The sequence below is a fragment of the Flavobacterium frigoris genome (assembly GCF_900111075.1).
GTDB classification, from domain to species: Bacteria; Bacteroidota; Bacteroidia; order Flavobacteriales; family Flavobacteriaceae; genus Flavobacterium; species Flavobacterium frigoris.
Genome location: NZ_FOFZ01000006.1, coordinates 13,295 through 27,993, shown reverse-complemented (window position 1 = coordinate 27,993; position 14,699 = coordinate 13,295). Strand labels below are relative to the sequence as shown.

14 protein-coding genes and 1 riboswitch are annotated in these 14,699 nt (G+C 34.2%); of the genes, 2 read left to right on the top strand and 12 right to left on the bottom strand.

The annotated features are described in order from the left end of the window. Positions 1 to 23 precede the first annotated feature (23 nt). From BMW63_RS09545 to BMW63_RS09490, 12 genes are all read right to left on the bottom strand, one after another. A complete protein-coding gene (locus BMW63_RS09545) occupies positions 24 to 2,051 on the bottom strand; it encodes a hypothetical protein (RefSeq protein WP_074723250.1) in 2,028 nt (675 codons plus the stop codon). A gap of 86 nt (positions 2,052 to 2,137) precedes the next feature. Beyond that, positions 2,138 to 2,884, bottom strand: coding sequence for a 3-oxoacyl-[acyl-carrier-protein] reductase (gene fabG / locus BMW63_RS09540; RefSeq protein ID WP_074723249.1), 747 nt, complete (start codon positions 2,882 to 2,884; stop codon positions 2,138 to 2,140). 185 nt (positions 2,885 to 3,069) lie between these two features. Beyond that, complete coding sequence (locus BMW63_RS09535; protein ID WP_074723248.1) at positions 3,070 to 4,392, bottom strand: Na+/H+ antiporter NhaC family protein; 1,323 nt, start codon at positions 4,390 to 4,392, stop codon at positions 3,070 to 3,072. A 57-nt stretch (positions 4,393 to 4,449) separates the two neighbouring features. Further along, positions 4,450 to 4,545: riboswitch (SAM-I-IV-variant riboswitch) on the bottom strand. Between the two features lie 107 nt (positions 4,546 to 4,652). Then, a complete protein-coding gene (locus BMW63_RS09530) occupies positions 4,653 to 5,075 on the bottom strand; it encodes a hypothetical protein (protein ID WP_074723247.1) in 423 nt (140 codons plus the stop codon). A 204-nt stretch (positions 5,076 to 5,279) separates the two neighbouring features. Further along, a complete protein-coding gene (sucD, locus tag BMW63_RS09525) occupies positions 5,280 to 6,152 on the bottom strand; it encodes a succinate--CoA ligase subunit alpha (RefSeq protein ID WP_074723246.1) in 873 nt (290 codons plus the stop codon). 86 nt (positions 6,153 to 6,238) lie between these two features. Then, complete coding sequence (locus BMW63_RS09520; protein WP_074723245.1) at positions 6,239 to 6,601, bottom strand: nuclear transport factor 2 family protein; 363 nt, start codon at positions 6,599 to 6,601, stop codon at positions 6,239 to 6,241. A 1-nt stretch (position 6,602) separates the two neighbouring features. Further along, positions 6,603 to 7,532 carry a UDP-3-O-(3-hydroxymyristoyl)glucosamine N-acyltransferase gene (locus BMW63_RS09515; RefSeq protein WP_074723244.1) on the bottom strand — a complete coding sequence of 310 codons (930 nt, stop codon included), beginning with the start codon at positions 7,530 to 7,532 and terminating at the stop codon, positions 6,603 to 6,605. A 76-nt stretch (positions 7,533 to 7,608) separates the two neighbouring features. Then, positions 7,609 to 8,175 carry an elongation factor P gene (gene efp, locus BMW63_RS09510; RefSeq protein ID WP_074723243.1) on the bottom strand — a complete coding sequence of 189 codons (567 nt, stop codon included), beginning with the start codon at positions 8,173 to 8,175 and terminating at the stop codon, positions 7,609 to 7,611. A gap of 100 nt (positions 8,176 to 8,275) precedes the next feature. Next, on the bottom strand, positions 8,276 to 9,061 hold the full coding sequence (lpxA, locus tag BMW63_RS09505) for an acyl-ACP--UDP-N-acetylglucosamine O-acyltransferase (RefSeq protein ID WP_074723242.1): 786 nt from the start codon (positions 9,059 to 9,061) through the stop codon (positions 8,276 to 8,278). Positions 9,062 to 9,139: 78 nt separating this feature from the next. Then, positions 9,140 to 10,528: a bifunctional UDP-3-O-[3-hydroxymyristoyl] N-acetylglucosamine deacetylase/3-hydroxyacyl-ACP dehydratase gene (locus tag BMW63_RS09500; protein WP_074723241.1), complete on the bottom strand. Its 1,389-nt coding sequence runs from the start codon at positions 10,526 to 10,528 to the stop codon at positions 9,140 to 9,142. Next, positions 10,521 to 11,564, bottom strand: a complete 1,044-nt coding sequence (gene lpxD, locus BMW63_RS09495; protein ID WP_074723240.1) for a UDP-3-O-(3-hydroxymyristoyl)glucosamine N-acyltransferase — start codon at positions 11,562 to 11,564, stop codon at positions 10,521 to 10,523. Before lpxD ends, BMW63_RS09500 begins: the two co-directional genes overlap by 8 nt. A 27-nt stretch (positions 11,565 to 11,591) precedes the next feature. Further along, positions 11,592 to 12,833, bottom strand: a complete 1,242-nt coding sequence (locus BMW63_RS09490) for an HD domain-containing protein (protein WP_074723239.1) — start codon at positions 12,831 to 12,833, stop codon at positions 11,592 to 11,594. Between the two features lie 201 nt (positions 12,834 to 13,034). Between BMW63_RS09490 and BMW63_RS09485 the strand changes: the two genes are divergently transcribed. Together BMW63_RS09485 and BMW63_RS09480 are read left to right on the top strand one after the other, a co-directional pair. Continuing rightward, entirely contained in the window at positions 13,035 to 13,538 is a 504-nt protein-coding gene (locus tag BMW63_RS09485) for a GbsR/MarR family transcriptional regulator (RefSeq protein WP_074723238.1), read from the top strand. A gap of 19 nt (positions 13,539 to 13,557) precedes the next feature. Next, a complete protein-coding gene (locus tag BMW63_RS09480) occupies positions 13,558 to 14,694 on the top strand; it encodes an efflux RND transporter periplasmic adaptor subunit (RefSeq protein ID WP_074723237.1) in 1,137 nt (378 codons plus the stop codon). The last annotated feature ends 5 nt before the right edge of the window (positions 14,695 to 14,699 follow it).

Genomic DNA, 14,699 nt, shown 5'->3' with positions numbered 1-14,699 from the left:
GTGTTGGTTAAACCAGATGGAATTTACAACAATCCGTTGTATTTCCTGACAAACCATTCGATTGCAAGAAATGAGACAATAAAAATTAACAGCAAAGTCCAATCAATTAATGGCGATCGGCTTACCGTATTTTTTTCTATTGCTTTATAATTATCATCTTCTAATAGCGACTTGATTAGTTTATCTACTTGGTCTGGATAATAAACAACTCCTTCCGTTTGTGTGGCCAACTGCTGTAGTTTTTCCAAGTCTGGATTGACAAATTGTTTTTCTCTGTCGAAATCTAAAATTTCAAAATGACTCGAATAACTGGTATTTGAATTTAGTTCTTTTACAGAAAAATTATAGGTTCCTGCTGCAAGTCCGTCTAAATTCACTTTGTAAAATGCATTTCCCTTCAATAAATCGTAGTTTTTGGTTTGCTTCGTGGCTGTATTTGTTACAATAATTGTCAAACGTGCTTTATCATCAAACTCGTAGTTTTTATTGAAATATTGGGCTGTTATTTCGATAGCGTCGCCTGAATTATAAAAACTTTCATGATTTACAACCAATGCTTTTTTAGAACTACTGGATGCTAAATACTGAATTGTTTTATCTATAAAAACGTCAAATTTAGCAAACGACTGTGTATCAAGATGACTTTGCAATCGCCATTTCCAAACATTTTCGCCCAATAAAAATGCACTACGGTTTCCTTGATTTTCAGCATAGACTAATAACGGAGAATTAGTTTCCAAACTTCTAATTTTAGAAGAAAGTAAAACAGAGGCGTTACCCTTAACAGTTATATTTCCGAAGGAATTTTCCAATGGAGGAAAAGTTTCGAAACCAATATTATCGATGGCGAACAAATTAAATTGCGGATTAAAACTCGCCAAATAATTCTCTTTTTGATTACTCATTTTAAACGCTAAACTACTTTGCTGCTGATTTAAAAAGGAGAAATCAGTAGAGGTTCCGGTAATGATAAAAGTACTAATTCCCGCCGATTTGCTCTCTTCAAAAACAGATTGAAATGCAGCAGTAGGCTGATATAAAATCAAAACATTGTAATCTTTTAAAGAACTGACAGCGTTTGCCTTAACAATAGTTACTTTACGCTGCGCATTAGATTCAATACTGCGTTTTAAAGCTCCTAGATCAGGATGGTTTATCGCTGTTACTAGAGCGATATTTGTTTTTTGATCAATAACTTCTACGGCAAAATTCTTTGTATTATTATACGTGTTTTTCTCTTTTTCAGCACCAGAGATTGTTGCTTTAAATATTTGGGAACCTATTTTATTGGCTGGTAAAAGAACATTTAAAATTGCTGTTCTTTTAGAGGAAGAAAAGGAAACACTTTGTTTCGTTAGTACTGAATTGCCTTGTGATATAGTAAAATTAGCAGACACATTTTTGTCTCCTGAATAGTTCAGAAAAACTTCTACAGGAAATTTATTCTTGTAAAAAGCATATTTATTGACATTAATCTGGCTGATTTTTAAGTCAACTACTTTGGTCGTATCGCCCAAAACTATGGGAAAAACGGTATTGGTAGCATCAAAGCTATATACATAATCATTGCCTGAAGTCTGGTTTCCGTCCGTTAATAGAATTGTAGCGAACGTACTGTTTCTGTTGCTACTTCTTAACTCTTTTGAAATTCCGCCCAGATTAGTTTGCGTCCCTTTAAAATCAAATTGCTCAGCAAGTTCAAATTCCGCGTCAAAGCGATACGATTGTATATCAAACTTTTCATTTAAAGCTTTGTTAGCTCTTAATGCAGCATATACTTCTAACGCTTTTTTGTTGGCGTCTAAGGCCGTTATCGAACTTGAATTGTCTACAACAATTGCCAAAGGCGGTTTGATAATCTCTAGCGTATTTCTGGTTATTATGGGATTAATCAACAATAACAAAATCCCAAACAAAGCTAGAAAACGCAATAAAGCCAAAAACAAATTCAATTTAGATTTGCTTTTGGCTTTATAAAAATATTGGTAAAATGACAAACCACCTGCTACTACTAAAGCTAGCAATAATAATAGAATGGTGTTTGTAGTCATATTTATTTAGTAATAAGTGGTCAGTTGTATTAGTAGTCAATTTTAGTATTCGCCGAATACTAAAAAACTGAACACTGAATACTTTTTTAAGTAAGCATTCCTCCACATACATTCAGAACTTGTCCCGAAATGTAAGCACTCATATCCGAAGCCAAGAAAAGACAAGCATTAGCCACATCTTCTGTTGTTCCACCACGTTTCAACGGAATTCCGTCTCTCCATCCTTGAACCACATCTTCATTCAATTTTGCAGTCATTTCCGTTTCAATAAATCCTGGTGCAATCGCATTACAACGAATATTACGAGAACCTAATTCAAGTGCAACCGATTTTGTAAACCCAATAACACCTGCTTTTGAAGCAGCATAATTCGTTTGACCAGCATTACCCTTCACTCCCACTACACTACTCATATTGATGATCGATCCAGCGCGTTTTTTCAAGAAAGTTCTTTGAACAGCTTTAGTCATATTGAAAACAGATTTCAAATTGACATCAATAACTTTATCAAAATCTTCTTCAGACATACGCATTAATAGGTTGTCCTTAGTGATTCCAGCATTATTGATCAAAATATCGACAGTTCCAAAATCAGCCAATACAGCATCAACCATAGTTTGTGCTTCATTAAAATCGGCAGCATTAGATTGGTATCCTTTGGCTTTAATCCCAAGGGCATTCAATTCATTTTCTAGTGCTAAAGCGGACTCAACAGATGAGCTATATGTAAAAGCCACATTTGCTCCATGTTTTGCAAAAACTTCTGCAATTCCTTTTCCTATTCCGCGACTTGCCCCTGTTATAATGGCTACTTTTCCTTCTAGTAATTTCATGTTCTAAAATTAGTTTAATATTTATTTGAAGCTATTCCTGCTATCCACTGCAATCTTTTATGTTTTTAAGAAAAAACATAAAAGATTGCAGTGGATAGCAGGGCTAAAAACGACTTGTCAAATATATAATAATTCCTTTCTTAAAAAAAATTTCAATTCTAATAAACGAGTACTAAAACAAAACTTTATATTTTAAAAAATTTATTCACCCATTTATCCCAATGCCCGCTATAAATGGCCAATAAAGTAAAACCTAATAAAAATAAATGATACCAGGCATTACTAATTAAATCAAAAAAGTCCAATTTTCCATTAGAAAAACTCAATATCAACAAAACTTGTGCTCCATAAGGCAAGATTCCTTGAACAATACAGGAAAAGATATCTAAAATAGCAGCTGTCTTTTTTGGATTCAAGTCATATTCGTCATTAATTTCTTTTGCAATAGGTCCCGTAATTACAATTGAAACCGTATTATTGGCTATAGCCAAGTTAGCAAAACCAACCAATGCTCCTATTCCTGCTTGTGCTGATTTTTTACTTTTAATGCGTCTTTTAATTTGGTACAGTAAATAATTAATTCCGCCCGCTTTTTCTACCATAGCCGCTAAACCACCTGTAAGCATCGATAATAAAAAGATGTCAGTCATACCGGTAAAACCTTCATATATCTTTTGGATAAACTCCATAAAGGTAAAAGAACCGCCAATATAACCAATGACTCCCGCTATAAGCGTACCGATAATTAAGGTAGAAAAAACATTTACGCCAATCAAAGCTAAAATAATTACTAATATATAAGGTACGATAGGAATCCATTCAAAACTAGCTTTTGGAAGCGCAACAGTAACAATATCTGAATTTAAACCGAGGTAAAAGAATAAAATAATAGTAATCACTGCGGCAGGAAATGCAATAAACAAATTGATTTTGAACTTGTCTTTTAATTCGCAACCCAAGGATTGCGTTGCTGCAATAGTAGTGTCTGAAATCATCGAAAGGTTGTCCCCAAACATAGACCCACCCAATAAGGCTCCAGAAATAAGTGGTAAAGAGGCTCCACTTTTATCTGCTAGTGTTACCGCTATAGGTCCTAAGGCAACAATTGCCCCCACAGAAGTTCCAGTTGCAGTTGATAAAAAACCTGCAATCAAAAAGATCCCTAACGGGAAGTAAGCCACGTCAATAGTACTGATTCCTAGGTTTACCACAGCATCAACTCCCCCCATTGCTTTACTTACCACTGCAAATGCACCCGCAAGCAGATAAATCAAACACATAGTCATGATTTTACTTTCTCCACAACCTGCGATTAAGGTTACTACTTTTTCCTCTGTGGAAGACTTGAATAATAAAAAGGCGGCTATAATACCCACCATAACAGCAACTGGAGATGGGAATGCGTAAAAATCATGCAATACAATTCCGGCACCTAAAAAAGTAAAAATAAAAACAAAAAGCGGAATCAAGGCGTACGGATTTCCTGTTTTTTTTGAAAAAATAGTCATAAAATTAATTTAAAAATGAATTAAATATGACGAAAAACAAAAGCTAAAAAATGGGAATGAAACAACAATTTTTCCAAAGGATTTGGCTTATCGTTTTAGCACCTTGCTCGTTTTGCAGGTTGCTATCTCATAATGAGATTCGTGATAACGGCTGCAAAAGTACTACATCTTTTAGTAAAAACGATAGATATTTTATTTTTTAGCATAAAAAAAGCCTTACCGAAGTAAAGCTAATTTATAAATATATGGGTTGAAATGTCCTAGAAAGCGACATTCCATCTTGGTAATCTACCATTTTCATCTAAGAAATTTTGTAAAACTTGTCCTTCTACAGCAGTTGGAATTCCTTTAGTCTCATCATTGAATGTTTCGTACCAAACTATTTCTAACAAACTGATATCTTCTTTTTTCATTTGTGCTGGCCAAGAATATTTTCTTCCTGTTTTTGCGAATTGATGTCCTTCAACAATCTTTTCTTTTAAACCACCATTTTTTATTTTCAAAGTTCCATCATTTTGTACCGTTCCAGTAGAACCCACCATGATCAACTCTTTTTCTTCTGCTACTGCATACACTAAAAACACGCCGCTACCTTCTGAAGCATTACAAACTTGTTCTAAACTGTCATCTGCAGCAAATGAAAATTTGTCGCTAACTTTAAATTTTTTTAATTCCTTATACATATTTTATTATTTATTTTATTTGGCTTTCACAAAAAAACACCCCACAATAAGTGAGGATTACTACAACCATATGTTTTTTTATTAAATTAAAGGACAAAGAATGACCTCTTTTAATAAAGTGCAAAGATATTTCTTTAATTCTATTTTATAATAAAAAAGCCCCACAAATGTGAGGCTTATTCTATTTTAGTTTAAAATAGCGAACTATCCTAAAACTTCTTTTACCTTTTTACCAATTTCAGCTGGAGAATCTACTACGTGAATTCCACATTCTCTCATGATTTGTTTTTTAGCTTCTGCTGTATCATCAGTTCCACCTACAATAGCACCTGCATGCCCCATTGTACGACCTGCTGGAGCGGTAACTCCTGCAATAAATCCTACTACTGGTTTACGGTTACCATCAGCTTTTATCCAGTGAGCAGCATCTGCTTCTAGTTGTCCACCTATTTCACCTATCATAACGATACATTCTGTTTCTGGATCATTCATCAACAACTCAACTGCTTCTTTTGTAGTTGTTCCAATGATAGGATCTCCTCCAATACCAATTGCAGTAGTGATTCCTAATCCTTGTTTTACAACTTGGTCAGCTGCTTCATACGTTAATGTTCCTGATTTAGAAACGATACCTACAGTTCCTTTTTTGAAAACAAAACCTGGCATAATACCAACTTTAGCTTCACCTGGAGTAATTACTCCTGGACAGTTAGGTCCTATTAACCTTGCGTTTCTTTCTTTAACATAAGCATTTGCTTTGATCATATCAGCTACAGGAATTCCTTCTGTAATGGCGATAATCACTTTTATTCCTGCATCAGCAGCTTCCATAATTGCATCAGCAGCAAAAGCGGGTGGTACAAAAATGATTGTAGTATCAGCACCTGCTTGTTCAACCGCATCTTTTACAGTATTAAAAACGGGACGATCTAAATGAGTTGTGCCACCTTTTCCTGGAGTTACACCACCTACAACGTTTGTTCCGTACTCAATCATTTGAGAAGCATGGAAAGTTCCTTCACTTCCTGTAAATCCTTGAACAATTATTTTGGAATCTTTATTAACTAAAACACTCATGATATATATTTTATGTGATTTTTAAAAATTGTCTTGCAAAAGTAAGGTTTTGAAATTATTTTGAGGCCATTTCTTATCAAAATATATTATGATAATTGACTCATTTGATAACCTCTATATAATTTATTATCTTTTATTTCCCAAATTACTATAAAATGTGCCAATAACATCTCCTCTCTAGGGTTTTCAATTGTTTTTACAAAATGAGAATAGCGTACACTAATTAGATCATTTTCGGCAATGATGTGACTGATCCTGATCTTTGAGCGAACGTAGGCTTTGCCTAATTCTTCAGAAATATTTAGTAAAGCATCGTAGTCTAATTGCACAAGACCCTTACTACTATTCCAATCGACCAAAGCTTCAGAGTGCAAATATTCTTTCATAGTAGCGCTGTCAAGCAGAGCATCAGATTTGTAAAAATCTTGAACGAGTTCTTTTGCTGTCATATTATTTTAATTTATTTAAAATTTCTGGTATTTTTTTAATATTAGCCAGTTGTTTTAATTTTTCTCTAGACTCTTCTATTGGTGTTCCAAAATAGGATTTCCCGCCTTCAACAGATTTCGTTACTCCTGTCTGGCCTAGAATCACTGCTTTCGTGCCTATTGTGATTCCACTAGTAGTTCCTACTTGTCCCCAAATAGTAACTTCATCTTCAATAATAACACAACCTGCTATCCCAGTTTGGGAGGCAATTAAACACTTTTTTCCAATTACAGTATCATGACCTACATGAACCTGATTGTCAATTTTTGTTCCTTCACCAATGATGGTATCTCCTGTAACTCCTTTGTCTATTGTACAAAGCGCTCCAATACCCACATGGTCCTTTATTACAACCCTACCGCCCGAAAGCAATTGGTCAAATCCGTCTTCTCGTTTTTTGTAATAAAAGGCGTCGGCGCCAAGAACTGTTCCTGCATGGATGATTACATTATTTCCAATTACGGTATTATCATAAATGGCAACATTAGCATGAATCAAACAATTCTCTCCTATCACAACATGATTACCTATAAAAACATTCGGTTGAATTACAGTTCCTTGCCCTATTTTAGCTGAAGCAGAAATAGAAGCACTTGAGGACTCAAAAGGCTTAAAGTATTTTGTTAACTTATTGAAATCATTAAACGGATCTTCTGATATCAATAATGCTTTTCCTTCTGGGCAATCTACTTTTTTGTTAATCAAAATAATCGTTGCCGCTGAATTTAAAGCTTTGTCATAATATTTCGGATGATCTACAAAAACAATATCACCCTTTTCTACAACGTGAATTTCATTCATTCCAGATACTAAATAATTAGCATCGCCAACATATTCACAGTTGATAATAGCGGCAATTTCGTGTAGAGCGTAAACTTTTGGAAATTTCATAAATTTAATTAGAAAATGTATTAATTAGAAAATGTGATATCTATATAATTATCACATTTTCTAATCATCAAATTATTTACTCTTTTACGCGCTCCATATAAGAACCTGATGCCGTATCGATTTTGATTTTATCTCCTTCATTTATAAATAAAGGTACATTTACACTTGCTCCTGTTTCAACTGTCGCTGATTTCGTAGCATTAGTAGCTGTATTTCCTTTAATTCCTGGCTCAGCATAAGTAACTTCAAGAATTACAGATGATGGCATATCCACAGAAAGAGGTAAATCAGTTTCTGTATTGATACTTACCATTACACTTTCACCTTCTTTTAATAAATCTGGAGAATCTAAAATGTTTTTGTTCAAAGATATTTGTTCAAAAGTCTCCGTATTCATAAAGTGAAAATCATCTCCTTCTGGATATAAATATTGAAATTTATGGTTTTCTACTCTTACTTCTTCAATTTTATGCCCTGCAGAAAAAGTGTTATCTAATACTTTTCCATTACTTAAACTTCTAAGTTTTGTTCTAACAAAAGCAGGTCCTTTCCCTGGCTTCACGTGAAGGAATTCTATGATTTTGTAGATGTCATTATTGTACTTAATGCATAATCCGTTCTTGATGTCTGATGTAGATGCCATTTTATTTGCTTTTGGCTACTAGCTTTTGGCTACTAGCAATTTATATTTAATTATTTATTTTTAGGCTAAGAGCTTAACGCCAAGAGCCAAGAGCTTTTATTTAATAATTCCCTGTATATCCTTTCATAACCCCACGTGATGAGTTTCTGATAAAATCCAGGATCTCGTCGCGTTCTGGAGTTGCTTCCATCTCTGCTTCGATAATTCCTATAGCTTGTGTTGTATTATAGTTTTTTTGATATAAAATTCTATAAATATCTTGAATTTCCTTGATTTTCTCTGTTGTAAAACCTCTTCTTCTCAATCCGACAGAATTGATTCCTACGTAAGACAAAGGTTCTTTTGCTGCTTTTGTAAAAGGAGGAACATCTTTACGAACTAATGAACCACCAGATATCATCGCATGGTCTCCAATATGAATAAATTGGTGAATCGCTGCCAAACCACCTATTACGGCATATTTACCAACAGTAACATGTCCTGCCAATGCAACACCGTTCACAATTATAGCATTATCACCAATATGGCAATCGTGCGCAATATGAGCTGTAGCCATGATCAAACAGTTGTTTCCAAGAGTAGTTTGACCGGATGCAATTGTACCTCTATTGATAGTAACACATTCTCTAATCGTACAATTGTCGCCAATTATAGCTAAAGAATCTTCGCCTCCAAATTTTAAATCTTGTGGTACGGCAGAAATAACCGCTCCTGGAAAGATATTACAATTCTTTCCAATTCTTGCGCCTTCCATAATGGTGACATTAGATCCTATCCAAGTACCATCTCCAATAACTACATTATTGTGGATGGTTGTAAAAGGCTCGATGACAACATTTTTGGCGATTTTCGCGCCAGGATGAACATATGCTAAGGGTTGATTCATCTATTTTTTTTTATAATTTATATATATAAAACAAAAACCTTGAAATAGTATATTTCAGGGTTTTATTGTATTTCTAGTTTACTGTTTTTTAGCGATTTGAGCCATTAACTCAGCTTCTGCAACTAACTTACCATTAGCATAAGCATTCGCTTGCATATGACAAATTCCTCTACGTATTGGTGTAATCAAATCACACTTAAAAATAAGGGTATCACCAGGTAAAACCTTTTGTTTAAACTTAACATTATCAATTTTCATGAAATAAGTCAAATAATTTTCAGGATCTGGAACCGTACTTAGCACTAAAATCCCTCCCGTTTGAGCCATTGCTTCCACAATTAATACTCCTGGCATTACTGGGGCTTCTGGGAAATGTCCAACAAAGAAATTTTCATTCATCGTAACATTTTTCATTCCAACTACGTGACTTTCAGACATTTCTATGATTCTGTCAATCAATAAAAATGGAGGTCTGTGAGGAAGAACAGCCATAATTTTATGAATATCCATCAGTGGCTCTAGGTTTAAATCATAAACAGGAACGTAATTTCTCTGTTCGATTTTTATGATTTTAGCCATTTTTTTAGCAAATTGAGTATTTACAAAATGTCCTGGCTTGTTGGCGATAACTTTACCTTGTATTTTTGTTCCAATTAGAGCTAAATCACCCACTACGTCAAGTAGTTTATGTCTTGCCGCTTCATTAGGATAATGCAATGTAAGATTGTCTAATATCCCGTTTGATTTTACATTGATCGTTTCTTTTCCAAAAGCAGTTTTCAAATTTTCCATTGTGGCCGCAGATATTTCTTTATCTACATAGACAATAGCGTTATTTAAATCGCCGCCTTTAATCAAACCATTTTCTAATAACGATTCCAATTCATGCAAAAAACTAAATGTTCTCGATTCTGATATCTCTTTTTTAAATTCAGAAACATCTTTCATAGTCGCATTTTGAGTACCTAAAATTTTAGTTCCAAAATCTACCATGGTAGTAACACAATAATGATCACTTGGCATGATTAAAATTTCGCTTCCACTTTCCTCATCGATAAATGAAATAACTTCCTTTACCACATAAACATTACGTTTTGTATTTTGTTCTTCAACTCCTGCTTTTTCAAGTGCTTCAACAAAATACTTAGACGAACCATCCATTATAGGTAGCTCTGAAGCATTTAATTCTACAATAACATTGTCTAAATCACAACCCACTAGAGCCGCTAACACATGTTCTGGGGTTTGTATTTTTACTCCTAGTTTTTCTAAATTTGTTCCTCGTTGTGTATTAACGACATAATTTGCATCAGCCTCAACAACAGGGTGTCCTTCTAAATCTACTCTGACAAAAGTGAAACCATTATTTATCGGAGCAGGTTTGAAAGTCATTGTAACTTCTTTACCTGTGTGCAATCCAACTCCTGTTAGCGAGATTTCTGTCTTTATAGTCTTCTGTTTAACCATTATTCCCGTTTTTTTGGTTTAATATTTGTTTTTTTAATTCTTCTAATTCTGCGACAATTCTGGGTAAATTCTTAAAGTGTACATACGATTTACTATAATCATTGTACCCAAATGTTGGACTTCCCTGCAAAATTTCATCATTCTTGATGTTTCTTGCTACACCAGATTGTGCTTGTATCCGAACATTATTCCCTATAATCAAATGTCCTGATATACCGACCTGACCGCCAATCATTGCGTTTTTACCAATTTTAGTCGAACCAGCAACACCAGTTTGAGCTGCAATTACAGTGTTCTCCCCTATTTCTACATTATGAGCAATCTGAATTTGATTATCCAGTTTTACTCCTTTTCGTATAATTGTAGAACCCATTGTAGCCCTGTCAATCGTGGTACAAGCACCGATATCTACGTTGTCTTCTATAACAACATTACCTATCTGCGGAATCTTTTTAAAAGTCCCATCAGGATTTGGCGCAAAGCCAAAACCGTCCGCTCCTATTACTGAGCCAGAATGTATGGCACAATTATTTCCAATTACCGTTTGCTCATAAATTTGAGTGCCGGCAAAAATAGTGACATTATTTCCAATGACAACATTATCACCAATAAAACAATTGGGATAAATTTTGACATTATCACCTAAAACGACATTTGAGCCTACATAACTGAAACTACCTAAATATAAGTTAGTCCCATATTTGCTGTTTTCTGCTATGACGGAGGGCTGTTCTATTCCGCTCTTGCTTCCTTTTGCTTGATCATAAAACTCTAATAATTTAGAAAAAGCTAAATAAGCATCGTCTACTTTTATCATTGTGGTCTTCAATTCTGACTCAGGAGTAAAGCTTCTATTTACAATCGTGATTGTAGCCTCAGTATTGTAAATATAGTTATTGTATTTGGGATTTGATAAAAAAGTAAGTGAACCTTCCTTTCCTTCTTCAATCTTGGATAACTCATGTACTTCAGCATTGGGGTTCCCAACAACTTCTCCATCTAATATTCCCGCTATTTGTTCTGCTGTAAATTTCATTGGCACAAAAATATAAAAAAATAGATTTTAAATGTTCATTTCCACAAGTTGTTTTGGGAAACAGATATAATATTTGGTCACAGATTTAGATAATGATTTTAAATTCAGCTGATCAGATGATTCAATAACATCCTCGACAGTCTTATCTTTTTTCAATATTCGAATCGGTTCCGCCTCCTTACTATATGCTTGGTTTTTTATTTTTCCTTTAAAAATAAAATAATTAGTTTCCAGTAAACTGATATTGTTTTCCAAAGCAAATCGCTCTTTTAAAGGCTGTAAGTCTTCCGAGGGCACTTTTTCACTGGTTAATTTTATTTTCAATAAATCTCTATTAATAATCATTTTACTCAAAGAAGACAAAATAAAATCGCCATGACGTTGCCATCCTTTTAAAGCACTGATAATATCAAAATCATCTAATTGAGCAAATAAATCTAAGGTCTCTGCATCAAATGTATCCATAGTAACTTTATGTTGTAGAAAATACTGCAAAGGTTCACTACAAGGTAAAACCACTCCTTTCAATGTTAATTCTTTGGCACGTTTCAGGATTCGGGTCAAAATTAATTCGGCCACTAAACTGGTTTTATGCAAATATGCTTGCCAATACATTAGTCGTCTGGACATCAAAAATTTCTCAACAGAGTAAATTCCTTTTTCTTCGATAACCAAAACATCATCTACGACATTCATCATTTGAATCAATCGCTCTGAGTTTACATTTCCTTCTGCAACACCCGAATAAAAGCTATCGCGTTTTAGATAATCCATACGATCCATATCGAGTTGACTGGAAATCAGCTGTAGCATAAACAAGCGATGGTATTCGCCTTTAAAGACCTGAATGGCCAAATCTAATTGTCCATCAAATGCAGCGTTTAATTGATGCATAAATAGTAGTGAGATTTCCTCATGATGTACATCTTCTACAATGCTTCTTTCCATTGCATGAGAAAAGGGCCCGTGTCCAATATCATGTAATAAAATGGCGATATACAGCGCGTTTTCTTCCTCTTTTGAAATTTCAATGCCCTTAAAACGCAATACATCAACTGCTTTTTGCATGAGATGCATACATCCCAAAGCATGATGAAACCGCGTGTGATTAGCTCCAGGATATACTAGATAGGACAATCCCATTTGGGAAATACGTCTTAGTCGTTGAAAATAAGGATGTTGTATTAAATCGTAAATTAAAGCGTTGGGGATGGTAATAAACCCATAAATGGGATCATTAAATATTTTTAGCTTATTGATTTGACTCACTATAAGTTTGTTTTTAGGTTAACAAATATAGGTAAAATAGATTTTACTTATTAAAGTGTTTTTTGTAGCGCTAATTATTGTCTAAAATATTTTTTTTGGAAGTGATTTCGAAGAATAAACCAGCTTTGATAAAATTAACATAAAATTAAGTTCGGTTAGTTCGGTGTATTACGAACCAATTGTATCTTTGCAAAAAAAAATATGAACGATTTACAAAAAGAGAAAGACGAAATCGTTGAGATATTCGGTATTCATTTTGAGTCTTTATTTAATATTTCACCTTTAGCGGCAAGAATTTTAGGATTGCTGATCATTGACGGATGCAAGTCGGGATTAACCTTTGAGAGTTTAGTCGAAAAATTATCTGCCAGCAAAAGCTCAATATCTACTAATTTAAATTTACTGCTAAAGATGGAGAAAATATTCTATTTCACGATAGCTGGTGATCGAAAGAAATATTTTAAAGCAGCTCCTTTAAGTGAACGCCTTTTGAATTATAAAAAAATGCTCGAGTCAGAAAAATTTGTCATTGATAAGATGCTTCTCTATCGTGAAAAAACAATTTCCTGTGCAGAAGAAAAATGCAATCTGGAAAATGTGAAAGCCTATAAAAATCACATTATGGAAGTGGAAGAATTGCTTGTAAAAACTATAGATAAATTTAAACTAATAGAAATCAATAATAATAATAATAATAACCAATAATTACTAAAATTCAATCAAAATGAAAAAAATTTCATTATCCATAATAGCTTCTTTACTACTACTTTCTTCCTGTGGAAAGAAGGAAGAAAAGTTGCCAATACAGGGACCAGCTCCTTTTGCGGTACAAGAAATAGTAATGCAGGATGCGACAGTATACCAAGAGTTTACCGCTAATCTTGAAGGACAACAAAATGTCGAAATCAGACCTAAAGTAAGCGGATTTATTCAAAAAGTATACGTTGATGAAGGTCAGGTGGTTAAAAAAGGGCAGCTTTTATTCAAATTAGAAACTCAAATGCTAAACCAAGACGCTTCGGCTGCAAAAGCAATGGTTTTAGCAGCGCAAGTTGAAGTGGATCGTTTAAAACCCCTTGTAGATCGAAATATCATCAGTAATGTACAATTGGCGACAGCCAAAGCCAAGTTAGCACAAGCAAAAAGTGCCTATGGAAGTATTGCTGCTAATATTGGGTATGGAACTATCTATTCTCCTGTAAATGGAGTTATTGGAAGTTTGCCCTTTAAAGAAGGTAGTCTAGTAAGTCCAACTGCCGAAATACCAATGACAACAGTATCTGACACGAAAATTGTTCGCGCGTACTTTTCAATGAATGAAAAACAAGTACTGTATTTTAATAGAACTTTTAAAGGATCTACAACTGCCGAAAAGCTAAAAGTGGCTCCTCCGGTTAGCCTGATTTTAGTTGACAATTCGGAATACGATCAAAAAGGGAAAATTGCTACCATGAATGGTTTAGTAAATTCCACTACGGGAACTACAGAGTTTAGAGCTGAATTTACTAATCCAGAAGGGCTTTTACGAAGCGGAAGTAGCGGAATCATTCGTTTACCAATCGTACAAAGCAATGTTATTTTGGTACCCCAAGTGGCTGTTTTTGAAGTACAGGGAAAACAAATTATATATGCTGTCGAACAAGGAAACAAGGTTAAATCAAGAATCATAGAAACCAATGGGACTTCTGGTTTGGATTACATTGTAACGAATGGTCTCGCCGCAGGGGACGTTGTCGTAATTGAGGGTGCTTCAAAACTAAAAGATGATATGGAAATTGTACCACAGCCTACTAAAAATGAGGTAATAGCAAATACTGCTACAACAAAGGCTACTGCTACAAAAACGACTACTAAAAAATAATTGCA